The sequence below is a fragment of the Vibrio sp. 10N.222.52.B7 genome (genome assembly GCF_041474275.1).
GTDB lineage: Bacteria > Pseudomonadota > Gammaproteobacteria > Enterobacterales > Vibrionaceae > Vibrio > Vibrio crassostreae_C.
This window is the reverse complement of the sequence record NZ_JBFRTU010000015.1, coordinates 61,466-83,996: the sequence shown is the minus strand read 5'-3', so window position 1 is coordinate 83,996 and position 22,531 is coordinate 61,466. Positions and strand designations below refer to the sequence as shown.

The following is a 22,531-nucleotide window of genomic DNA, read 5'->3' as shown; positions in this document are numbered from 1 at the left end:
TAAAAAACCCAGCCTGTTGGCTGGGTTTTATAAGTAACCTAATGCTTAATCAATCTAATTAACCGATGTGCGTTACGCCGCCCATGTATGGTTGAAGTACTTCTGGGATAGCAATACGGCCATCTGCTTCTTGGTTGTTCTCAAGGATAGCAACCATAGTACGACCAACAGCAAGACCAGAACCGTTTAGTGTGTGTACAAGTTCAGGTTTTTTCTCGCCTTTACGACGGAAACGAGCTTGCATACGACGCGCTTGGAAATCCCACATGTTTGAACAAGAAGAAATCTCACGGTAAGTCTCTTGTGCTGGAACCCATACTTCTAAGTCGTAAGTTTTCGCAGAACCGAAGCCCATGTCACCTGTACATAGAATCACTTTACGGTAAGGAAGCTCTAGAAGTTGAAGTACTTTCTCAGCGTGGCCAGTTAGCTCTTCAAGCGCTGCCATTGAGTCTTCTGGCTTAGTGATTTGTACTAATTCAACTTTATCGAATTGGTGCATACGGATAAGACCACGAGTGTCACGACCGTAAGAACCCGCTTCAGAACGGAAACACGGCGTGTGAGCTGTCATCTTAAGTGGCAGTTCAGCTTCATCAGTGATCGTGTCACGAACCATGTTCGTTACCGGTACTTCCGCAGTAGGGATAAGCGATAAAGTCTTAAGAGGTACGTCACTTACTTGCTCAGTTAGCGGGCTTGTGTGGAACAAGTCTTCGCCGAACTTAGGAAGTTGACCAGTACCGTAAAGGCTATCGTGGTTCACTAGATACGGTACGTACATTTCTGTGTAGCCGTGCTCATCAGTGTGAAGGTCCAGCATGAACTGAGCAATAGCACGGTGTAGACGTGCAAATTTGCCTTTCATCACGATGAAACGAGAACCCGAGATTTTAACTGCGCTAGCAAAATCAAGACCGCCAGACATTTCGCCAAGATCGACGTGATCTTTCACTTCAAAGTCGTAAGTCTTAGGTTGACCCCAACGAGAAACTTCTACGTTATCGTCTTCATCTTTACCATCTGGCACTTCTGCATCAGGTAGGTTAGGAATAGACATTGTGATCGTTTCTAGCTCAGATTGAAGATCAGCCAATGCTACTTTAGCTTGGTCTAGTTCTGCGCCTAAGTTGCCTACTTCTGCAAGGATACGCTCAGCTTCTTCATGGTCGCCTTTTGCTTTCGCTTGACCAATGGACTTCGATCGAGAGTTACGTAACGCTTGTAGCTCTTCAGTTTTCATCTGAAGGGACTTACGTTTTTCTTCAAGTTCACGAATTGTCTCTACATCAAGGGTGAAGCCTCGACGTGCTAATTTTGCCGCTGTTTCATCCAGCTCAGCTCGAAGTAATTTAGAATCCAGCATTGCTAATCCTATGCTTTAGTTATTTGAATATTCAGTAGCTTGCTACTGAATCACTGCTAAACCCCTAAAACTGGTGTTATTTCGACCAATTTATAACGATTTAATTGAAATTTTATGACTAGGTAACGATATCCAAAAAAGACTACTTTTCATAGCGTTTTTGTGGGCTTTTTGCGTCCAAATCCGCCAGATAATCTAGCTTCTCGCCAATTTTGGTCTCTAAGCCTCGTTTTGTTGGGAAATAGTATTGCTTCTCTCCCATTTCAGGAGGCAGATACTTTTCACCAGCGGCGTAGGCTCCTGGTTCGTCATGAGCATAACGGTATTCTTGCCCGTAGCCCATGTCCTTCATCAAAGTTGTCGGTGCATTTCGCAAATGATGCGGCACTTCATATTCAGGAAGATTGTGAGCATCTGTTAACGCTTGCTTCCACGCGGTGTAAACGGCGTTACTCTTTGGTGCACATGCGAGATAAACAACCGCCTGCGCAATCGCACGCTCCCCTTCAGCAGGGCCAATGCGCGTGAAGCAATCCCAAGCCGACATCGCTACCTGCATGGCGCGAGGATCAGCGTTACCGATATCTTCAGAAGCAATCGCCAGCAAGCGTCTAACGATATACAAAGGATCACAACCCGCAGCAATCATTCGTGCTGACCAGTACAAGGCCGCATCAGGGTTTGAGCCACGAATTGACTTATGAACCGCGGAGATTAGGTCGTACCAAATATCACCCTTGTTATCGAAACGAGCGACTTTCTCACCAGCCACTTCAGCCAACAACTGCAAGGTTATCGCTTTCTCGCCTTTATCGTTGTCTTCTGCCATGTCATACAGCAGTTCAAGGTAGTTAAGCGACATACGCGCGTCGCCGTTAACCAGTTCTGCAAGGCGATCTAAAACATTATCAGCAAAATCAACAGGCACATCACCTAACCCACGTTGCTTATCTTCAATCGCTTGGCGAATGACAAGAGAAATATCATCTGTGTTCAGGGACGTCAGTTTGTAGACACGCGCACGTGACAACAAAGCGTTGTTCAGTTCAAAAGATGGGTTTTCTGTCGTCGCACCAATAAAGGTCACGGTGCCATCTTCGATATGAGGCAGAAAAGCATCTTGCTGACTTTTGTTAAAGCGATGGACTTCGTCCACAAACAGGATGGTTCTGCGCCCTGCTTGCTTGTTCTCGCGCGCTTTTTCAATTGCAATACGAATGTCTTTTACGCCCGAGGTTACCGCCGATACGCGTTCCACTTCAGCATTCGCATAGTTTGCTGCAACTTCGGCTAACGTCGTTTTACCGGTGCCAGGAGGCCCCCATAAAATCATCGAGTGAATATGGCCCGCTTCCAACGCTCTGCGAAGGGGTTTACCTGGGCCTAACATATGCTGCTGACCGATGTACTGTTCGACAGTTTCAGGTCTCATACGAGCAGCAAGGGGACGAAAATCTTCGTCCCCTGCAAAATCTAAGCTGTAATTACTCAATTGCAATCTCTTGATTCGTTGATGGCATCTGTGCCTATCGACGTACTACCAAATGATCTGCTTCATTAGATCAGTTTCTTTGGTCGTCGACCTCGACACCTTCCGGTGCCACAAAAGTAAAGCGGTCTGCTGCAGGTTTCCCTAAGTCAACATTGCTAAAAGTAAACTCACCTTTCTGACCGTCTTGTTCAATCACGTTAAAGCCCTGAACAATACCCTTTTCAGTGATCTTAATCTGGAAGTCGCCCTGATTAGAATCCACGGCTGTCGGCGTTAGCGTAAATTGGTTACCCGTTTGTGCGACATTGTAGTTGTCCCAATCGCTTTCTTGGTTACGAGTCAGCAAGACAAAAGGTGTTTGTGATGTTGCTTGCTCTTGCCAGTAAATACTAACCTGCTCAATGAACGGGCTGTAGTACCACAAGCTTTGACCATCAGATACCAACACGTTTTCATCAGGGAAAGTCGTTTCCCAACGGAATAAGCTTGGGCGTGCAATCTCAACCGTGCCCTCGCCTTCCATAACAACATCACCATCAGGGCTAGTCACGACTTGTTTAAAGTCGGCGCTAAAACCTGCATTCAATGACAAGCGGCTACTCAGTTCTTCTTTCGGAGAAGCCAATACTGAAAAGCTCATAAATAAAAGTGCGAATACTTTTTTCATCAATAATCCTGTTAGAACATACGTCGGTCATATTTTCGATTTGACCGACTGAATAGTTATGAGTTCCGATCGGAACTAATCTTTTGGTGGCGCTGGCGCTAAGACTTCACGGTTACCGTTATGGCCCGGAGCACTCACAATGCCTTGAGCTTCAAGCTGCTCAACAATTCGTGCCGCGCGGTTGTAGCCAATTTTGAATCGACGTTGCACGCCAGAAACTGAACCACGACGTGAATGGACAACGTGTTCTACCACTTGATCAAACAGAGGATCGACTTCTTCATCGCCTTCCATCTTCTCACCCGGTAACAGTGTTTCTGGGGTTTGGTCGCCGTTCGTAATCTCTTCAATATAGTTTGGCTTACCGCGTGCTTTCCAGTTGTTCACTACCGCGTGTACATCATCATCAGATGCAAACGCACCGTGTACACGAGTTGTGTGGCTTGAACCCGGTGGTAAGTACAACATATCACCCATACCCAATAATGATTCTGCACCACCTTGGTCAAGAATAGTTCTTGAATCCGTTTTGGTTGATACCGTAAAGGCAACACGTGTTGGGATGTTTGCTTTAATAAGACCCGTAATAACATCCACCGAAGGACGTTGAGTGGCTAAGATCAAGTGAACACCAGCCGCACGCGCTTTCTGCGCCAAACGTGCAATCAGTTCTTCAACTTTCTTACCGACTACCATGATTAAATCAGCGAATTCATCGACGACAACCACAATATAAGGCAGTTTTTCCAACAATGGAGCTTCAGGGTCCATGCTGTCGCCCGGCTTCCACAGTGGGTCATGAATTGGGTGACCCGCTTCCGCGGCCATCTTCAATTTGTCGTTGTAGCCTTTGATGTTACGAACACCGAGAGCCGACATCAGTTTGTAACGACGTTCCATTTCACCTACACACCAACGAAGGGCGTTAGACGCATCTTTCATGTCAGTCACGACTTCAGACAATAGATGTGGAATACCTTCATAGATAGATAATTCCAACATTTTCGGGTCGATCATGATGAAGCGAACATCTTCTGGTGATGCCTTGTAAAGCATACTCAAGATCATCACGTTTACACCGACCGACTTACCAGAACCGGTTGTACCTGCAACCAGAACATGTGGCATCTTCGATAGGTCAGCAATAACCGCTTCACCAGCAATGTCTTGCCCTAGAACAACGGTCGTTGGTGACTTCGCTTCTTGGAACTGAGGGCTGCCCACCACATCGGAGAAGAATACTGTTTGACGGCTCATGTTCGGCAATTCTAAACCGACATAAGGTTTACCCGGTATTACCTCAACGACACGTACTGCCAATGCAGAAAGCGAACGAGCTAAGTCCATAGAAAGGCCAGAAATACGGCTTACTTTGACGCCCGGAGCCAGATCGAGTTCGAATCGAGTGATGACAGGACCAGGGAAAATATCAACCACATCAGCTTTAATCTTGTAGTCCGCTAGCTTCGATTCAACAAGACGAGCGATCGCCTCTAGTGCATCGCGGTCAATAAAGGTTTCGCGTTTTTCAGGGTGGAACAACAACTCAAGCGTTGGCAATGGTTCGGCCGGTTTCGGTAAGTTAACATCTTGCTGTACCAGGAACGGGTTTTGTGTCGCCGCCATGTTTGCTTGTGCCTCAGAGACAAGGCTTTGGAAGGCTACTACATCTTGGTCTGGGTGAAGAGGCTCTTCTTCTGTTACGTGTTCCCAAGGAAGATCAACCGTTGGCTCTTGAGTTTGTTCGTTTGATTGCTCAAATTTTGAATTATTTTGTCGGTTAACTAAAGACTCAGATTGCTCTGCATTATCTTCTTCTGTCGATACAGGTTCGAACTCTGTAGACTGTTCATAACTTTGTTCTTCAGCCACATCAAACGGTGATGCTTGCACTGAGAAATCGTCTTCACTTGGTTCTTCTGGTTCACCCATTGGCGAAGCGTATAACGATTCAGGTTGAACATCTTCCGTATCGAATTCACTCTCAACTTCTGGAGTGCGAACAACTTCTGAAGTGCGATCGACTGCTGACTCAGCACTTTCAAGGCCAATGTCAGTAGGGGCAACTTCTGGTTGGTCGTTCTGCATGTATTGTTGGTACGCAGCCTGAGATTCGTGAGCATCCATCTGATCTTGCTCAGCGAGATCATCTTCATACATAGCAGCATTTTCTAGCTGCTCTATCGTCGCATTCAACTGCTTCGAACGCTCAATACCTTCTTCGAAAGGTTCTTCTGGCGCGTGGTAAACAGGAGCGACAGAGATAGGTTGCTCTGGTTGAATTTTAGGTTGAACTTGCGGTGCTTCATAAGTAGAAACCTCTGGCTTAGCTGGAGCCTCTACTGGCATATGAATATTGTAATGACGCTTCGACGTTGCACTGTTGTCCAACGCATTTACGCCAGTGTCTGAAGAGTCGTTGGTCGCAGAGAAGCTCATCGCAGGGTCTAGCTGATCTTGTTCTGCTTCTTTATACCCTTCTATAGCCTTACCTTCGATAAGATTGTCTTCTAACGCAGGGACATCACGGAAAGTCGGCTTTTGATGACGTTCTGTTAGAGAATCTCTGTCTGTCGATTCTTTCAATTCAGGCTCAAGTAGCTCTTGATCTTGGCCACGAGCCTTATTAACAGCAGATGTAAAAAATTTAATGGCACATTCGCCTAGCCATTCCACAATACTTAACCAAGAAATTCCGGTTAATAGCGTCAAGCCAGCTCCCCATAAGAAAAGAAGAACTAGCGTACTACCGAGAACATTTAACGTGGGAAGCGCAAGGCTTGTTAGTACGTCACCCACGACGCCACCTGACGAAAAATACCAAATGTCGTCAAAGTTGATATCGGCTAGACCGCAACTAGTAAGAATCAGGACAGTAAGACCAAGTAAGCGAGTACCCCACAGCATGAAATCGATCTGCTCGTCTTCATTGCGTTTACGGAATAATACCCACGCAGCAACCGTTACCAAGATAGGTAAAGGGTAAGCCAGAGAACCAAACACAAAGAAAAGCGTATCCGCCAACCATGCTCCTAAGTAGCCACCCGCATTTTGAATGTCACCACCCCACGCCGTTTGCGACCATGATGGGTCTGCAGGACTAAAAGTTAATAACGCAACGGCAAGTAGAATAGAGAAGAGAACACCCATAATCAGGCTGCACTCTTTTAGACGTTGAGAACCATTCAAACGAGGAGACTGAGGCTCTTCACTCGTTTTAATGATTGTTTCTACTTTATTACTGCTCTGCTTGAACATAAACCAACTTAATAATTAAACGGAATAAAACATCTCGAGCGACCAAAGCCGCCCGTTTCAATGAAACTACTGTTGATTTAACCATATCAAACAGAAAAACCCAATTCCAGAAAGCAAGAAAGCGGAACAAATGTCCGCTTTCTTTCATTTCACCAATTGTGACTAACGAGTTTTAATCACAAGTTGATTGGTTTGTTTCACTTCTTCCATTACAACGTAAGTTCGAGTGTCGTTTACGCCCGGTAGACGAAGTAACGTATCACCCAGTAGCTTACGGTAAGCACCCATATCCGATACACGTGTTTTTAGAAGATAGTCAAAATCACCCGACACTAAATGACACTCTTGGATGTCATCCAGTTTCTGCACAGCGGTGTTGAATTGTTCGAACACATCTGGAGCACCACGGTTCAACGTAATTTCAACAAACACTAAAAGTGAAGCATCAAGATACTGTGGGTTCAGCAACGCTGTGTACCCAGTAATGTAACCTTGACGTTCTAAACGACGAACACGCTCAAGACATGGAGTTGGAGAAAGTCCTACTCGTTTTGAGAGTTCAACGTTTGAGATACGACCGTCTTTTTGCAACTCATTAAGAATGTTGCGGTCAATACGATCTAGTTCCTTGGACGGCTTCTTATAATTGTCTGCCATTTTTTATTCCACCTTATTACTTCCTTGCAAAAAAATATACTACAACTTTTTAATATTCGGTATCAAATTCTATCTGAACCTATCTATACTAGATATTAATTCGACAGAATTACCCTACACATAGATAAAACAACCATAATATAATGAGGAGTCAGGATGATCATTGGCGTACCTAAGGAAATCAAGAACCACGAATACCGCGTTGGTATGACCCCAGCTAGCGTGAGAGAACTAATCTCACACGGCCACCAAGTTTTTGTAGAAACCAATGCCGGTACTGGTATCGGTTTTTCAGACGATGATTACATCGCTGTAGGCGCATCCATTCTTCCTACTGCTGCTGACGTTTTCGCGAAAGCAGAGATGATTGTAAAGGTTAAAGAACCTCAAGCTGTCGAGCGAGCTATGCTTCGCGAAGGGCAAATATTATTTACCTATTTACACCTTGCACCAGATTTTCCACAAACTGAAGAGCTTATCAAGAGCAAAGCTGTCTGCGTAGCCTATGAGACTGTAACAGATAATATGGGTCGCTTGCCACTATTAGCACCAATGTCTGAAGTAGCTGGTCGTATGTCTATTCAAGCAGGTGCACAAACATTAGAGAAATCTAACGGTGGTTGTGGTCTTCTTCTTGGTGGCGTTCCAGGTGTTGAACCAGCAAAAGTTGTTGTTGTTGGTGGCGGTGTTGTAGGTGCTAACGCAGCACGTATGGCTGTAGGCCTTCGCGCTGATGTTACAATTCTTGACCGTAACGTAGATACACTGCGTCGACTTGATGAAGAATTCCAAGGTCGCGCAAAAGTGGTTTATTCTACTGAAGACGCCATTGAGAAGCATGTTCTAGAAGCAGACCTAGTAATTGGTGCAGTACTAATTCCTGGCGCAGCAGCTCCAAAATTGGTTACAAAAGAGCACATCGCTAAGATGAAGCCAGGTTCAGCAGTTGTTGATGTTGCAATCGACCAAGGCGGTTGTTTCGAGACTTCTCACGCAACCACTCACGCAGACCCAACTTACATTGTTGATGACGTAGTTCACTACTGTGTTGCAAACATGCCTGGCGCTGTTGCTCGTACTTCAACTTACGCACTAAACAATGCAACACTTCCTTACATTGTTAAGCTAGCGAACAAAGGCTACCGCGAAGCACTTCTATCTGATGAAGGCTTCCTAGAAGGTCTAAACGTTATTCACGGTAAAGTAACTTGTAAAGAAGTTGCAGAAAGCTTTGACCTTGAATACGTAGACCCAGCAGAAGCAATCGCAATGTTTAACTAATGATGTAATGACTAACTGAACGCAATAATCTTCTCGTTGAAGCGTTCAGTTAACTCATACACATTAAACAAAAAGCCAGTACGACATTATGTCGCGCTGGCTTTTTTGCATTAATGGATTTAGTTCGTAAAAACACGTAACAGTACGGTTTACCACTAGCGCTCGATTTTAACCCCATGAATCAATAGATTTCTTGGCGTAATACTGCGTTCACAGAACTCTTCAATCGTAGCTTCATAACCTTGCTCTTGCAGATAGATAGCGCGATCTAAAGCCAGCCATATCTCTAATGGTCGTCTAAAGACTTGTTGAACCAAACTCAGCTTTTCCATTTCCCAGAAAAGCGCTTCGCCTTGAATCAAATAAGAGTCAAAATCAATATCTGAGCCCAGCGATAGCTCTTTCACTTCAGATGCCCAACGGCAGAAAGATTCAAAACCCTCAGCTAACTCTGATTTTTTGATGCTCGGTACAGGAATGTATTCGTCAATGTTAAGTTCAGCCTTAAGCAACTGGCTGAAGCCTAGACGATAGCTCATCTCTAGTTGACGATGTCTTTTTACTCTTTCACCACCAGTAACGGTTTCTTGAAGCGGGATTCTCAAGTCGCTCTTACTTAACGTTAATGCTGAGCTTTTCGCGATAGAAGACATCGCTTGATAGTTTTCGTCTCGAATAAGATGATAACAACAAGGAGAAATAGTGACCGCTGGTAGCCCATGTGACACTGACTTTTTAACTAGCTCAACATGAAGATCACCACAAGCATGAAGGGCCACGGCATGTTGGTACGAATTAAACACGTCATCGGCCTTGTCTGAAAACGCATCTCCTTGAACAAAATCCATCGCTAACTTCTGGTCATCCGCAATCTTTTGTCCGCTTTCGCATAACGATTGCTGCCATTCAAAGCTAGTGACTTTTTGATCCGATTGCTGAGATAGGATTCGACCAAGAAAGCCTTTACCAGAACACCACTCGAGCCACTCTTTGCCATGGTGATGGCATAATGCAGCCTCGCCCATTGCGACAATTTGATGTAGCTTTCGGCCAGGAATACCATCAGCAGTACCACGTGGGAGGTCTAAACCAACCAAAGCAGTGTTATCGAACTGGATGTTTTGGGTAGCAGTTTCTAATTCAGGTAGGAAACGAGTCAGTTCCTCAATCAAAAGCTGAGGCTGCTCTTTTAAGGTTTGAATGCTTTCATTATCTAAGCTTTCTAACCAATCAACGAGTGGACGATTGACCTCTTTCCACGGCTGCTGTTGAGTTTGGCATAGGTGAAAAGGCTCTGAACGCCAGTAAATCTGGTGCTCTAGCAAAAATGAATCGAGTATTTTAAATCGTGAATGCATGCTTCCCCCTATGATGCGTGGATTGTAGGGGTAAGAGGTCGAAATGGAAAGGCCCGATAAAGAAAACGAAAACGAAAAGCCCAAAAGAAAAACGGCCTGCAAATACAGGCCGAATAAGAATCAAAATTTACACGATGAGATTAACGAACTGGCAGTTCGATATCTTTAAACATCTCTTCGATCTCTTCGTTCGATTTCAAAGAAATAGCTTGCTCAACCACAGGGCGAGTTAAGTGCGGTGCAAAACGCTCCATGAAATCAAACATGTAAGAACGCAAGAAGGTGCCTTTTCTAAAACCAATGCTGGTTGTGCTCGCACCAAATAGATGGCTCGCATCAATCGCAACCAAATCAGTATCTTGCTCGTGGTCAATAGCCATACTTGCAATTACACCAACACCAATGCCCATACGAACGTAGGTTTTGATTACGTCTGCATCGGTCGCAGTAAACACAACACGCGGTGTTAAACCTACTTTGTTAAACGCGGTATCAAGCTCAGAGCGGCCAGTGAAACCAAATACATAAGTCACGAGAGAGTAAGCCGCAAGATCTTCGATCGTGATATTACGCTTCTGTGCCAGAGGATGATCTTTGGTCACGACGATCGAACGGTTCCAGTGGTAACAAGGCAGCATAATCGCATCTTGGTAAAGGTGTAGCGCTTCCGTTGCAATCGCAAAATTCGCTGTACCTTTAGCGACGGCTTCTGACATTTGGCTTGGCGTACCTTGGTGCATGTGAAGCGATACTTTTGGATAGCGCGCCGTGAAACCTTTAATCACATCAGGCAGTGCATAACGAGCTTGAGTATGAGTCGTTGAAATATTCAATGTACCCATCTCTGGATGTGTGTGTTCACCCGCTACCGCTTTAATGCTTTCAACGCGTGCCAAAATCTCTTGAGAGATACGAATGATATCCTCACCCGCTTGGGTAACCTGCGTTAGATGCTTGCCGCTACGCTCAAAAATCTGAATACCTAGTTCGTCTTCAAGTAATCTAACTTGCTTACTAATGCCAGGCTGAGATGTGTACAAACTCTCTGCTGTAGCTGAAACATTTAGGTTATGGTTTACAACCTCAACAATGTACTTCAGTTGCTGTAACTTCATATCTAACCTCGTAATCCTTTACTCATTTCTGTGCTAACTTATTTGCAAAGAGAGCGTTATAGTCGCGTGTAATATAATTAATAGTTATAACGCTTCGAACACAAAAATGACAGAAAAATTGAGTTTTTCTAGCTTAACAAACAAAAATATCACTAACGCTTTGCAACCCAACCCTCATTCTCATACATTAGTTGGTAAGTTTTGATTGCCGATTTCGCTCAACAAGAGATAATCAGAAATTGCAATTTACGAGTGCCGATACACAATGGAATCGTGTATCCTCTCCAGTTAGCTATAGAAAATAATAAGCAGACTCAAATATATGAATATTGGTTTAATAATCGTCTTAGTAGCCGTTCTTTTGGTGTTAGTTTTAGGCTACAACATCATGCTTCAATATAAAGTTAAGGTAGAAACAGCGAAGAAACAGGAAGCTTCTCGTTATCTAACCATTATTGACGGTACAGAAGAACTGATTGGCAACGCTCATCACATGCCGTTTAGCCAAGATCTTCTTGTATGCTTAAACAATCGAATTCTTGATGCATTAGAAAACATGTATCAACTCGATCCAAAAAATAAGCAGCTTGCCCAACGCATTGAAAGCGTAAAACAACAAATCACTCAGCTAAAAGAGAACTACAAAGGTGGCGAGAGTACCGCTTTCCGCGTACCAAGTAGTGACAAGCAAGCGATCATGATGCTTAAGTTAGTTAAACGCCTGCGTGATACGGTGCGCAACGAGCACAATAAAGGCCGTTTCGAGACTCAAGCTTATGTGGTTGAAAATGCTCGCCTAGAAACAATTCAAATCCGTATTAACATTGAAAATGTTATCAAACGTGCAAACGATTCGATTTCTCGCGGACAACCGGGAACAGCGATTCAGCTATTACGCAAAGGTATTGATGCTTTGGCGACTAAGAACGACTCGTACTCTAATCAAGCCAAAGAAAAGCTTCAACAGATGCTTAACGAGCTTGACCAGAAACGCCAAGACAAAAACGCTCAAGATTTGCAGCAGATGGAATCTAAAGAACGAGAAGACGATATGGATGCCCTCTTCGGTCAGAAGAAGAAATGGTAACAGTCTAACTCAACACTTAAAGGCCGCCTTATTTACATTAAATAGGCGGCCTTTTTTGTAGCTGTTGAATTTCCTTTCTCTGTATAGGGAGATCTCTTGAGCTGTGATAAAATCCCCGCATTATCAACAAACTTTCCCTGACCATGTATCAAGAATTACTCGCTCCAATCCACTCTTTTCTTAAAGCCGAAACGCCAGATTCATGGATAGATGAAGCCAAAAAGCCAGAAAATCTTCACATCATTCTACGCGATCACATGCTGTGTGAACTTAAGGCGGCACAGAGTGCTTTATTCCTTATTCGCAAGTACGCCGTCGATAAAGAAAGCGCGAAGCAACTGAATGAATGGATTTTGCCATACGAGCAATTTGCTTACCGTCGTATCGGAGACTTAGAGTCTCTGCGTGGTAAAAGCAACGTATCCAAGCAAATCACAGCGAAAGAAGGCTGTAATTACGGTGCTGACCTAATCGATAAGATGGTTTTACTGATCAAAGAAGAGCTGCATCACTTCTACCAAGTCATGGAGTTGATGGAGAAGAAAGGCGTGACTTACCAGCCAATCGAGGCGGGTCGTTACGCTAAGGGCTTGATCAAACAAGTTAAGACTTACGAGCCTGATGCTCTGGTTGATAAGCTTATCATCGGTGCGTTTATTGAAGCTCGCTCTTGTGAGCGCTTCGCTAAATTGGCTCCTTTCTTGGAAGAAGACATGGAGAAGTTTTACGTGTCTCTACTTCGTTCAGAAGCTCGCCACTACCAAGATTACCTTGAGCTAGCAGAACAGATCGCAGGGAAAGATATTTCAGAGCGTATTTCGCATTTTGCTCAAGTAGAAGCTGATCTTATCACTTCAGAAGACAGCGACTTCAAATTCCATAGTGGTGCTCCGGTTTAGGCTCCACACAGAACATTCAGTCCAGTTTAGACTAATCCAGACTAAAAAATTAAGGCCAGCAATTTGCTGGCCTTCTTTATTTATATCTCAATCCAAATATAGACTTAAGCAAGCGTACCGTTGATCTCTGCAAGTACAGCAGCAGGGTCTATCGCTTGCGTAATCGGACGACCAATAACAAGGTAGTCTGAACCTGATTCAATCGCTTTAGAAGGCGTCATGATGCGCTTCTGGTCACCAACATCTGCGCCGACAGGACGAATACCTGGAGTAACTAGCTTGAACTCTTGACCAAGTGCACCTTTAAGCAAAGAAGCCTCTTGTGCAGAACATACAACACCGTCTAAGCCAGAGTTTTTCGTTAGAGAAGCCAAGCGCATCACGTGTTGTTGTGGTTCAAGATCCAGACCGATACCCGCTAAGTCAGATTGCTCCATACTGGTGAGTACCGTTACACCGATTAACAGTGGACGATCTTTGCCATAAGGTTCTAAGATTTCGCGAGAAGCCGTCATCATACGCTCACCGCCACTTGCGTGTACGTTCACCATCCAAACACCCAGTTCAGCGGCAGCACGGACTGCTTTTGAACATGTGTTCGGGATGTCGTGGAATTTAAGGTCTAAAAATACTGAGAAACCACGCTTATGTAATTCACGAACAAATTCAGGGCCAAACAGGGTAAACATCTCTTTGCCCACTTTTAGGCGGCAAGATGCTGGGTCAATTCGATCGACAAAGGCTAACGCATCCGCTTGATTATCATAATCTAAGGCTACAATGATTTTTTGGTCGTTCATTTCATCTCCTAACGCAGTTAACTTTCTAAAAATTTCTAATCACCTAAGCAGGTGATAAATAACAGTCATAAAAATGCAGCCCGAAAGCTGCAATTAATAATTTGGTCTTAAAGTGACCACAAATCTATTCACCATCAAGCCCACGAATAGGCTTGATCGTCCCCCACCCTTTACATGAAGGGCAGTGCCAATACAAAGAGTGTGTCGAGAAACCACACTGACGACAACGGTAATGAGGCTTAACCTTAAGCTGTTCACCAACCATAGATTGAAGTGTGGTTAAGCTGTCTTTTGCTCGGCCTTCTTCTGCTTCCGCTAGGTGGTAATCGATTAATCGATAAAAACCTTTCATGGTTGGATTTTTAACAAGCTGCTTTGTCAGTAACTCTTGAGCAGAGCCTACATCTTCATGGTGAGCAACCAATTGCGCCAGCATCAGTTCGGCAGATACACCGGCTTTCTTCTGAATACACGCTTTGAGGAACTCGACCAATTGAGCTTCTTGTCCAAGCTTGTGGTAACACTCAGCAAGGGTTGGCAACACCTCACTGATAAAATCGATATCTTGTTCAAGTACCGATTCAAGACAATCAATTGTCTTTAGGTAATCTTCGTTCGCTAAGTGGAACTTCCCTAGTGCGATACTTGCGCGAACACATTTAGGGTCTTCAGAAAGCGCCTTCTTAAAATGCTGAAGCGCTTTAGAACGATTACCATCGGCTTGTTCTTGCATTGCAAGCTCACACCAGAAATGCGCGACTGTGGCACGCATCTTCATTTTTTTCTTGCCGAGCTTAACTAAGATATTTCCGTAATGGATAGCCTTGTTCCACTCACGGGTCTGCTGATAAATAGCCACCAACTGCTGTAAAGCGCCCTCTTTATGGTCAGGTTCTTCTACAAGTTGTTCAAAGATTTTTTCAGCGCGATCAAGGAAGCCAGAGACCATGTAGTCTTTAGCTAATTGTTGCAGTGCGAGATTTTTCTGATCGAGGGTAAGCCCCGAACGAGAGATGAGATTTTGGTGAATACGAATAGCGCGGTCGACTTCGCCTCTTGAGCGGAACAAGTTGCCCAAAGCCAAGTGAGTATCGATGGTTTCATTGTCTACTTGAAGCAGTTCAATAAAGTGATCAACCGCTTTGTCAGATTGATCTGACAGTAATAGGTTCAAACCCGTCACGTATTGACGGGAGATCTGGTGTGATTGCTTTTGTTTTTCTTGCTGAGCGTTACGATTACCCATATACCAGCCATAAGCGGCTGCGATGGGCAAAAGTAAGAACAGTAACTCTAACATCAAATATAGCCTTTAAGCTTTAGTATCAGCAGCGACCTGCTTTGATTGCTTATTGAGTTGCTTCTTCAAGCGATGAATTTTTAGCTGAGACCGCATGTGCATATTACCAAAGACTAACCAAGCAAGGGCGAAGCCTGAAACGAATACAACACCTAATAAACTTGATAGGTGGAAGTCACCTTGCGCTAGCAGATAGTTGAAATTCACAGTTGTTTGGTTTTGAGAGCCTAAAGCCAGTGCAATTAGGAAAAGTGCGATAACGGCGACTATTTTTATAATTTTCATAGTTCATCACTCATTGGTTGGTTAGCTGTACGATTATGCAGGAAAATTACTAATCAGACCACCATATTATGGTCATAAAAAAGCGGCATACATTATAGTATGCCGCTTTTCTTAATTCCGATAAGTAGGCTACATTCCTGAGTTTACTCGTTCACGCAGCTCTTTACCTGGTTTGAAGTGAGGAACGTATTTACCTTCTAACTCAACCTTGTCACCAGTCTTTGGGTTACGTCCAACACGAGGCTCACGATAATGCAGAGAAAAGCTGCCAAAACCGCGAATTTCGATTCGATCACCACTTTCTAGTGTTGAAGCCATATGCTCTAAAATGTCTTTTACAGCGTCTTCAATTTCTTTTGCAGAAAGATGCGTTTGCTCAGCGCACAGTCTCTCAATCAATTCAGACTTAGTCATAGTTACCCTCGTTGGTTTTCTTTTTAGAAATTATAGACCTATCGGAAAAATAAGCAAAAAAAAAGGAGCCTTACGGCTCCTTTCTTGGCTAGATAGCTATAATTCTCTTAATGAGAAGCTATTATTCGCCTTTAGCAGCTTTGAATGCGTCTGCCATTGCGTTACCGAACGCGCCTTCTTCAGACTTGTTCAGTGAAGCCATTGCTTCTTGCTCATCAGCTTCATCTTTAGCTTTGATAGATAGGTTGATTACGCGGTTCTTACGGTCTACACCAGTGAACTTCGCTTCAACGCTGTCGCCAACGCTTAGGATTAGAGATGCATCTTCGATACGGTCGCGAGAAACTTCAGAAGCGCGGATGTAACCTTCAACGCCTTCGATTAGCTCGATAGTAGCGCCTTTCGCGTCAACTGCAGTAACAGTACCGTTTACAAGAACACCTTTCTTGTTGTCAGCAACGTATGCGTTGAACGGGTCGTTTTCCATTTGCTTAACGCCAAGAGAAATACGCTCACGCTCTGCATCTACTGCTAGAACAACAGCAGAGATTTCGTCGCCTTTCTTGTATTCACGTACAGCTTCTTCGCCGGCAGCGTTCCAAGAAATGTCAGATAGGTGTACAAGACCGTCGATACCGCCTTCTAGACCGATGAAGATACCAAAGTCAGTGATAGACTTGATCTTACCAGTAACTTTGTCGCCCTTAGCTTGCATTTCTGCAAATGACTGCCATGGGTTAGCTTTACACTGTTTCAGACCTAGAGAGATACGACGACGTTCTTCGTCGATATCAAGAACCATAACCTCAACTTCGTCGCCAACATTAACAACTTTAGAAGGGTGGATGTTCTTGTTAGTCCAATCCATTTCAGAAACGTGTACTAGACCTTCAACGCCTTCTTCGATTTCAACGAAGCAGCCGTAGTCAGTTAGGTTTGTAACACGACCAGAAAGCTTGTGACCTTCTGGGTAACGCTTAGCGATTGCTACCCATGGATCTTCGCCTAGTTGCTTAAGACCTAGTGAAACACGAGTGCGCTCACGATCGAACTTAAGAACTTTAACTAGGATTTCGTCACCAACGTTAACGATCTCTGATGGGTGCTTAACGCGCTTCCAAGCCATATCTGTGATATGTAGAAGACCGTCAACACCGCCAAGGTCAACGAATGCACCGTAGTCAGTAAGGTTCTTAACGATACCTTTAACTTCAGTACCTTCTTGTAGAGTTTCAAGAAGTTCGTCACGCTCAACACTGTTTTCAGATTCGATAACAGCACGACGAGAAACAACAACGTTGTTACGCTTCTGGTCTAGCTTGATTACTTTGAACTCTAGCTCTTTGTTTTCTAGGTGAGCAGTGTCACGGATAGGACGTACGTCTACTAGAGAACCAGGAAGGAAAGCACGGATACCGTTAAGTTCAACAGTGAAACCGCCTTTAACTTTACCGTTGATGATACCAACAACAGTTTCAGCTTCTTCGCAAGCTTTCTCAAGTACGATCCAAGCTTCGTGACGCTTAGCTTTCTCACGAGAAAGTTGAGTTTCACCGAAACCATCTTCAACAGCGTCTAGAGCTACGTCTACTTCAGCACCAACTTCAACTTCAAGTTCGCCAGCAGCGTTCTTGAATTGTTCAGCAGGGATAGCAGATTCAGACTTAAGACCAGCGTCTACAAGAACGAAACCGTTCTCGATAGCTACTACAGTACCTTTAACGATGCTGCCTTGTTGGAATTCAGTTTCAGATAGAAACTCTTCAAAGAGTTGAGCAAAAGATTCAGTCATTATTTAATCTTCAATAATTAAACGTCCATGGGTATCCTACCGCATGGGGTTGATAAATTCGCCGGTCATCATCCTTGCGACCAACGTTCGTACTAGCTCGGCGAAATTACCCAGCCAGTTTCGATTCAATATAGTGTAGTGCTTTTTCTACTACCTGCTCAATATTCATTGAGGTGGAATCAAGCACTAGAGCATCCTCTGCAGGGCGAAGTGGCGCCACTGGGCGATTACGATCTCGGTCGTCTCGCTCTTGGATCTCGCTCAAAAGGTCGTCAAATTTAACATCTAACCCCTTCTGTTGCAACTGTTTAAGGCGGCGACTCGCACGCTCTTCAGCACTTGCATCTAAAAATATTTTCGCTTCAGCTTCAGGAAACACAACCGTTCCCATGTCACGACCATCTGCAACCAAACCAGGCGCAGCGCTGAATGCACGTTGACGACGAAGCAGTGCTTCGCGAACGCGAGGTAAAGCAGCAACTTTTGAAGCCGCCATGCCTGTCTCTTCTTTACGAAGTTCACCAGACACATCTTCACCTTCTAGGATAACCTTAACTAAGTCGCCTTCAGCAATAAACTGCACGTCTAAGTGTGTAGCAAGCGGTACTAAAGCATCCTCTGATTCAGTATCCACACCATGGTGAATTGCCGCTAAAGCCAATACGCGATAGATCGCGCCTGAGTCTAGAAGATGAAAGCCTAGCTTATCTGCTAGCAACATACACAGGGTACCTTTACCTGCACCACTTGGTCCATCAACCGTAATCACTGGGCTTTGAGAAGGCATCTTTTACTCCACGTTTTGTCGTAAGTTTTATTCTGTACTAGCGATTCGCCACTACTTTATAGGCGGCATATTATAGAGAAAAATTGGAACTCGAGCGAGGTAAATCTCAGATAATTCCGTGTTGATGATGCATAAACCAATGCAACTATCCCAATATCCGTTTGCTTAGGTCAATAAGACACACACGCGCTTTTCGATAGCGCACTTTTCGGTAGATAGAAAAAAGCCTCGCAATAAGCAAGGCTCATGATTTTTCATTTTGTAGAGCAAAGAAGAACTCGCTCAAAGAAGCTTAGCCAATAATAGCTCGAACCGCTTCTAGGTCTTCAGGCGTATCAACACCAGCAGCCGGTGCTTCCGCCGCAACGTCTACGTGGATTTTTTCACCGTACCAAAGTACTCGTAATTGCTCTAGGCACTCAATACGTTCAAGAGTGCTTGGTTCCCAATTAATGTAGGTATTGATAAAACCAGCTCGGTAAGCATAGATACCAATATGACGAAGCAAAGGAGATTCCGCTGCAGTACCGTTGTTCGCGTAAGCATCGCGATCCCAAGGGATGGTTGCTCGGCTAAAATACAAGGCGTAACCGTCTTTATCGGTTACAACTTTAACGGCATTAGGGTTAAACACTTCATCAGCATGAGTAATTTCCACACCTAACGTTGCCATCGGGGCTGTACTGTTAGCAAGATTGTTGGCAACCTGATTAATGATTGAAGGTGGGATAAGTGGCTCATCACCTTGAACATTCACGATAATATGATCATCAGGAATATTCATAACTTCAATCACTTCAGCTAGGCGTTCAGTGCCCGATTCGTGATTCGGTGATGTCATACAAACGGTCGCGCCAAATGCTTTAGCCGCTTTTTCAACTCGAGCGTCGTCGGTAGCGATAATAACGTTATCGGCACCCGCTTTCATTGACTGTTCGTATACCCATTGAATCATCGGCTTTCCACCAATGTCAGCAAGTGGCTTCCCTGGTAAACGGCTCGATTGGTATCTTGCAGGTATAACAACCGTATAAGACATTACTTACCCTCATCCATAGAAACGGTGCGAGCTTCAGGTTCTAAAAGAACAGGAATACCCTCTTTAATTGGGTAAGCAAGGCGATCAATTTTACAAACAAGCTCTTGCTTATCCTTGTCAAAAGTTAGTTTACCTTTACATACAGGGCAAGCAACGATCTCAAGTAGACGGTGATCCATAGTATTCCATAACCTCTTTTATTCTTTTTAAAATTTGCTGTTGCGAATCTTCATCGAACTGCGCAGAAACTGGAAGATACCACCAGTTATCTTGAGCATATTCTTCGCATTTTACAGCGTCTTTTTCTGTCATAATCAGATTCATACCTTTATTAGCTAAGGCATGAAGTTCATCTTTATCAAAATCTTGATGGTCGGCGAAGCCCTGTGTGAAAACCACATCACCATCAAGATCTTCCAATGTTTTAAAAAAGCGCGGTGGGTGGCCAATACCGGCAAAAGCCACCAGCTTGTGTAATTTTGCCACAGACCTTTTCTGACCAGTCTTTAGGTTAACTGCTTGGCTTGGAAGCAAAGACATCGAGAACTCTCGCCCATGCGCTTTACCGCCATTGTTAACCAAAAAGTCGACTTCATCTAAACGAGATACAGGCTCTCTTAACGGGCCTAAAGGAATTAGGCATTCGCTACCAAAGCGTCTTGCGCCGTCGATAACTGCAAATTCAATGTCGCGTTCAAGCGCGTAATGCTGAAGGCCATCGTCAGTGATAATCACATCAACGCCTTTGCTCAGCAATGCTTTCACTGCGTTAGCTCGCACAGGGTCGACTGCGACTGGCGCACCAGTTCGCTTACGAATCAAGCGAGGTTCATCACCCGAATGCTCAGCTGGGGTATTTTCATCCAACACCAACGGATAGCTTGGTGCTTTTGCACCGTAGCCACGAGATACGACTCCGGGTTTAAAGCCGTGAGCCTGAAGCATCTCAACTAACCAAATCACAACCGGTGTTTTACCATTTCCACCAGCAGTAATATTGCCCACAACAATAACAGGTAAAGGCGGGCGGTAGGTCTCTTTATTCCCTGAGAGATAAGCGTCACGACGCCGACTACTGATCATTTTGAACAGCAGACTCAGTGGCCACAAAAGCGGCCAGAGAAGATATTTCAACGGGTGATTGTTAAACCAAATCTTTTCGATCACAACAAGACCTAATTTATCCGCTGAACTGAATTCGGTGTAATTGTGCATAAGCACCATCATGCGCGATTAGCTCAGCATGTGCGCCCCTTTCTACAATATGTCCATCATCAACCACTAGAATTTCATCAGCTTGCTCGATGGTAGAGAGTCTGTGTGCGATAACTAATACTGTTTTGTCTTTCTGCAGTTCTTCTAGTGCAGATTGAATAGCTCTCTCTGACTCTGTATCCAGTGCAGACGTTGCCTCATCAAGAATCAAAACCGGTGCATCTCTCAATAGCGCTCGTGCAATCGCAATACGCTGTCTTTGACCACCAGATAGACTCGCGCCATTCTCGCCCACAACCGTATCAATGCCATTTTCCATACCATCGATAAACTCACTTGCATGAGCAAGCTTAGCCGCGTATTCGATCTGTTCACGTGAATACTGTTCTTCTGCTGCGTAAGCGATGTTGTTAGCCACCGTATCGTTAAACAGATGTACATTTTGAGAAACGAGCGCAAAGTGCTCACGCAGATTTCTCAATTCGTAATCACGAATGTCGTGGCCATCAAGCTCAATTGAACCAGAGTCTACGTCATAAAAACGAGTAAATAGGTTGGCAATGGTACTCTTACCCGAACCCGATCGCCCAACAAGCGCAACCGTTTTACCTTTCGGTATATTAAAGCTGACCTTATCAAGTGCTGGTTTTTCTGCACCGTCATAAGTAAACGTGACATCTTTTACTGCAACTTCACCCGTTACAGTTTCAGGTTTCAACGTTCCTTTGTTTTGCTCGGTATCTAGATCCATCAAGCCAAATAGAGTCGTACTCGCAGCCATACCACGTTGGAATTCAGACGTTACGTTAGTTAACGCCTTTAGCGGACGTAATAGACCAAACATTGCAGAGAAGACAACGGTAAACGTACCAGCAGTAAGCTCGGCTTTAATAGAATCGACACTAGCAAGGAATAGAACAACAACAATCGCAACTGATGCGATCATTTGAATAATCGGGTTAGCGGCCGCTTGAGCAGTGATTAACTTCATGCTTTGTTGGCGCATTTGGTTACTAACTTTATCAAAGCGGTGTTTTTCTAGATCTTGACCACCGTAAGTTAGAACCACTTTATGCCCTTTCAGCATTTGTTCAGCTGAAGAAGCAACGTGACCCATGCTAGTTTGCATGTTCTTAGAGATCTTTCTGAATCGCTTCGATACGATACTGATCGCCCACGCAACCAAAGGCGCTACAGCAAATAACACCAAAGATAACTGCCAACTATTCCAGAACATCAGCGTCAACAAGCCAATAATACTTGCACCTTCACGGACAATACTGACTAACGCTTTACTGGTTGCTGCAGACACTTGCTCTGAATCGTAAGTAATTCGAGATAGCAATGCGCCTGTCTGTTCTTTATCGAAGAAAGAAACAGGCATGTGCATGAAATGGCTGAAAATCTTACGACGAATTTCCATCACCACATTGCCAGAGACCCAACTCAAGCAATAGGTTGAAACAAAGCCACTGACGCCACGAACGAACATCATGGCAAAGATAATAAGTGGAAGTGTACGTAAAAAGTCAGATTCAGCATTACCAAAGCCTTCATCAAGTAACGGCTTTAGTAAGGAAATCATATAGGTATCAGAAACGGCATTTATAATAAGCGCAATTACCGCAACACCTAGGCCGGCCTTATATAATCGAATATAAGTCCAAAGTCTTTTAAATGTGACCCAGGTAGTTTCATCTGTTTGTGTTGACATAGAAT

At 44.3% G+C, this 22,531-nt stretch carries 20 protein-coding genes; 3 read left to right on the top strand and 17 right to left on the bottom strand.

What is annotated here, in order from left to right; translation table 11 throughout:
- Nucleotides 1-58: 58 nt before the first annotated feature.
- The 5 genes from serS to lrp form a co-directional block, all read right to left on the bottom strand.
- Nucleotides 59-1,366, bottom strand: coding sequence for a serine--tRNA ligase (gene serS / locus AB4512_RS06360; protein ID WP_017060250.1), 1,308 nt, complete (start codon nucleotides 1,364-1,366; stop codon nucleotides 59-61).
- 142 nt (nucleotides 1,367-1,508) lie between these two features.
- A complete protein-coding gene (locus AB4512_RS06355) occupies nucleotides 1,509-2,864 on the bottom strand; it encodes a replication-associated recombination protein A (protein ID WP_372174637.1) in 1,356 nt (451 codons plus the stop codon).
- A 64-nt stretch (nucleotides 2,865-2,928) separates the two neighbouring features.
- On the bottom strand, nucleotides 2,929-3,525 hold the full coding sequence (gene lolA / locus AB4512_RS06350) for an outer membrane lipoprotein chaperone LolA (protein WP_004734556.1): 597 nt from the start codon (nucleotides 3,523-3,525) through the stop codon (nucleotides 2,929-2,931).
- 75 nt (nucleotides 3,526-3,600) lie between these two features.
- Nucleotides 3,601-6,783 carry a DNA translocase FtsK 4TM domain-containing protein gene (locus AB4512_RS06345; RefSeq protein WP_372174635.1) on the bottom strand — a complete coding sequence of 1,061 codons (3,183 nt, stop codon included), beginning with the start codon at nucleotides 6,781-6,783 and terminating at the stop codon, nucleotides 3,601-3,603.
- A 162-nt stretch (nucleotides 6,784-6,945) separates the two neighbouring features.
- Nucleotides 6,946-7,440: a leucine-responsive transcriptional regulator Lrp gene (gene lrp / locus AB4512_RS06340; protein WP_004734558.1), complete on the bottom strand. Its 495-nt coding sequence runs from the start codon at nucleotides 7,438-7,440 to the stop codon at nucleotides 6,946-6,948.
- A gap of 156 nt (nucleotides 7,441-7,596) precedes the next feature.
- Here lrp and ald point away from each other — a divergent pair, with 156 nt between their 5' ends.
- Entirely contained in the window at nucleotides 7,597-8,721 is a 1,125-nt protein-coding gene (gene ald, locus AB4512_RS06335; RefSeq protein WP_017060246.1) for an alanine dehydrogenase, read from the top strand.
- A 155-nt stretch (nucleotides 8,722-8,876) separates the two neighbouring features.
- Here the strand turns inward: ald and AB4512_RS06330 are convergent, their stop codons facing one another.
- Both AB4512_RS06330 and cysB read right to left on the bottom strand, forming a co-directional pair.
- Nucleotides 8,877-10,079, bottom strand: a complete 1,203-nt coding sequence (locus tag AB4512_RS06330; RefSeq protein WP_102393838.1) for a methyltransferase — start codon at nucleotides 10,077-10,079, stop codon at nucleotides 8,877-8,879.
- A 140-nt stretch (nucleotides 10,080-10,219) separates the two neighbouring features.
- Nucleotides 10,220-11,194 carry an HTH-type transcriptional regulator CysB gene (gene cysB, locus AB4512_RS06325; protein WP_017060244.1) on the bottom strand — a complete coding sequence of 325 codons (975 nt, stop codon included), beginning with the start codon at nucleotides 11,192-11,194 and terminating at the stop codon, nucleotides 10,220-10,222.
- Between the two features lie 322 nt (nucleotides 11,195-11,516).
- Here cysB and AB4512_RS06320 point away from each other — a divergent pair, with 322 nt between their 5' ends.
- Entirely contained in the window at nucleotides 11,517-12,281 is a 765-nt protein-coding gene (locus AB4512_RS06320) for a hypothetical protein (RefSeq protein WP_017060243.1), read from the top strand.
- A gap of 143 nt (nucleotides 12,282-12,424) precedes the next feature.
- Complete coding sequence (miaE, locus tag AB4512_RS06315) at nucleotides 12,425-13,180, top strand: tRNA isopentenyl-2-thiomethyl-A-37 hydroxylase MiaE (RefSeq protein ID WP_017060242.1); 756 nt, start codon at nucleotides 12,425-12,427, stop codon at nucleotides 13,178-13,180.
- Between the two features lie 104 nt (nucleotides 13,181-13,284).
- Here miaE and pyrF read toward each other — a convergent pair whose 3' ends face one another.
- The 10 genes from pyrF to msbA form a co-directional block, all read right to left on the bottom strand.
- Entirely contained in the window at nucleotides 13,285-13,980 is a 696-nt protein-coding gene (pyrF, locus tag AB4512_RS06310) for an orotidine-5'-phosphate decarboxylase (RefSeq protein WP_017060241.1), read from the bottom strand.
- A 124-nt stretch (nucleotides 13,981-14,104) separates the two neighbouring features.
- On the bottom strand, nucleotides 14,105-15,280 hold the full coding sequence (gene lapB, locus AB4512_RS06305; protein ID WP_372174633.1) for a lipopolysaccharide assembly protein LapB: 1,176 nt from the start codon (nucleotides 15,278-15,280) through the stop codon (nucleotides 14,105-14,107).
- Between the two features lie 12 nt (nucleotides 15,281-15,292).
- Nucleotides 15,293-15,565, bottom strand: coding sequence for a LapA family protein (locus tag AB4512_RS06300; protein ID WP_017066774.1), 273 nt, complete (start codon nucleotides 15,563-15,565; stop codon nucleotides 15,293-15,295).
- Nucleotides 15,566-15,694: 129 nt separating this feature from the next.
- Complete coding sequence (gene ihfB / locus AB4512_RS06295) at nucleotides 15,695-15,979, bottom strand: integration host factor subunit beta (protein WP_017060238.1); 285 nt, start codon at nucleotides 15,977-15,979, stop codon at nucleotides 15,695-15,697.
- 121 nt (nucleotides 15,980-16,100) lie between these two features.
- Nucleotides 16,101-17,771, bottom strand: a complete 1,671-nt coding sequence (gene rpsA / locus AB4512_RS06290) for a 30S ribosomal protein S1 (RefSeq protein WP_010439921.1) — start codon at nucleotides 17,769-17,771, stop codon at nucleotides 16,101-16,103.
- A 106-nt stretch (nucleotides 17,772-17,877) separates the two neighbouring features.
- Nucleotides 17,878-18,558, bottom strand: a complete 681-nt coding sequence (gene cmk / locus AB4512_RS06285; protein ID WP_017060237.1) for a (d)CMP kinase — start codon at nucleotides 18,556-18,558, stop codon at nucleotides 17,878-17,880.
- Nucleotides 18,559-18,850: 292 nt separating this feature from the next.
- Nucleotides 18,851-19,597, bottom strand: coding sequence for a 3-deoxy-manno-octulosonate cytidylyltransferase (gene kdsB / locus AB4512_RS06280; RefSeq protein ID WP_017060236.1), 747 nt, complete (start codon nucleotides 19,595-19,597; stop codon nucleotides 18,851-18,853).
- The gene (locus tag AB4512_RS06275; protein ID WP_004736429.1) at nucleotides 19,597-19,776 is read right to left on the bottom strand and encodes a Trm112 family protein; all 180 of its coding nucleotides are present in this window, start codon (nucleotides 19,774-19,776) and stop codon (nucleotides 19,597-19,599) included. Before AB4512_RS06275 ends, kdsB begins: the two co-directional genes overlap by 1 nt.
- Nucleotides 19,757-20,764, bottom strand: a complete 1,008-nt coding sequence (lpxK, locus tag AB4512_RS06270; RefSeq protein WP_372083378.1) for a tetraacyldisaccharide 4'-kinase — start codon at nucleotides 20,762-20,764, stop codon at nucleotides 19,757-19,759. Before lpxK ends, AB4512_RS06275 begins: the two co-directional genes overlap by 20 nt.
- Nucleotides 20,765-20,777: 13 nt before the next feature.
- Entirely contained in the window at nucleotides 20,778-22,526 is a 1,749-nt protein-coding gene (msbA, locus tag AB4512_RS06265; RefSeq protein ID WP_372170421.1) for a lipid A ABC transporter ATP-binding protein/permease MsbA, read from the bottom strand.
- Between the last annotated feature and the right edge of the window lie 5 nt (nucleotides 22,527-22,531).

Coding starts and splice junctions, on each gene's coding strand:
- rpsA (WP_010439921.1), bottom strand. CDS start 17,771: ATGACTGAATCTTTTGCTCAACTCTTTGAAGAGTTTCTATCTGAAACT.
- msbA (WP_372170421.1), bottom strand. CDS start 22,526: ATGTCAACACAAACAGATGAAACTACCTGGGTCACATTTAAAAGACTT.
- kdsB (WP_017060236.1), bottom strand. CDS start 19,597: ATGTCTTATACGGTTGTTATACCTGCAAGATACCAATCGAGCCGTTTA.
- ihfB (WP_017060238.1), bottom strand. CDS start 15,979: ATGACTAAGTCTGAATTGATTGAGAGACTGTGCGCTGAGCAAACGCAT.
- cmk (WP_017060237.1), bottom strand. CDS start 18,558: ATGCCTTCTCAAAGCCCAGTGATTACGGTTGATGGACCAAGTGGTGCA.
- AB4512_RS06300 (WP_017066774.1), bottom strand. CDS start 15,565: ATGAAAATTATAAAAATAGTCGCCGTTATCGCACTTTTCCTAATTGCA.
- serS (WP_017060250.1), bottom strand. CDS start 1,366: ATGCTGGATTCTAAATTACTTCGAGCTGAGCTGGATGAAACAGCGGCA.
- lrp (WP_004734558.1), bottom strand. CDS start 7,440: ATGGCAGACAATTATAAGAAGCCGTCCAAGGAACTAGATCGTATTGAC.
- AB4512_RS06345 (WP_372174635.1), bottom strand. CDS start 6,783: ATGTTCAAGCAGAGCAGTAATAAAGTAGAAACAATCATTAAAACGAGT.
- pyrF (WP_017060241.1), bottom strand. CDS start 13,980: ATGAACGACCAAAAAATCATTGTAGCCTTAGATTATGATAATCAAGCG.
- AB4512_RS06275 (WP_004736429.1), bottom strand. CDS start 19,776: ATGGATCACCGTCTACTTGAGATCGTTGCTTGCCCTGTATGTAAAGGT.
- ald (WP_017060246.1), top strand. CDS start 7,597: ATGATCATTGGCGTACCTAAGGAAATCAAGAACCACGAATACCGCGTT.
- cysB (WP_017060244.1), bottom strand. CDS start 11,194: ATGAAGTTACAGCAACTGAAGTACATTGTTGAGGTTGTAAACCATAAC.
- AB4512_RS06330 (WP_102393838.1), bottom strand. CDS start 10,079: ATGCATTCACGATTTAAAATACTCGATTCATTTTTGCTAGAGCACCAG.
- AB4512_RS06320 (WP_017060243.1), top strand. CDS start 11,517: ATGAATATTGGTTTAATAATCGTCTTAGTAGCCGTTCTTTTGGTGTTA.
- lapB (WP_372174633.1), bottom strand. CDS start 15,280: ATGTTAGAGTTACTGTTCTTACTTTTGCCCATCGCAGCCGCTTATGGC.
- miaE (WP_017060242.1), top strand. CDS start 12,425: ATGTATCAAGAATTACTCGCTCCAATCCACTCTTTTCTTAAAGCCGAA.
- lolA (WP_004734556.1), bottom strand. CDS start 3,525: ATGAAAAAAGTATTCGCACTTTTATTTATGAGCTTTTCAGTATTGGCT.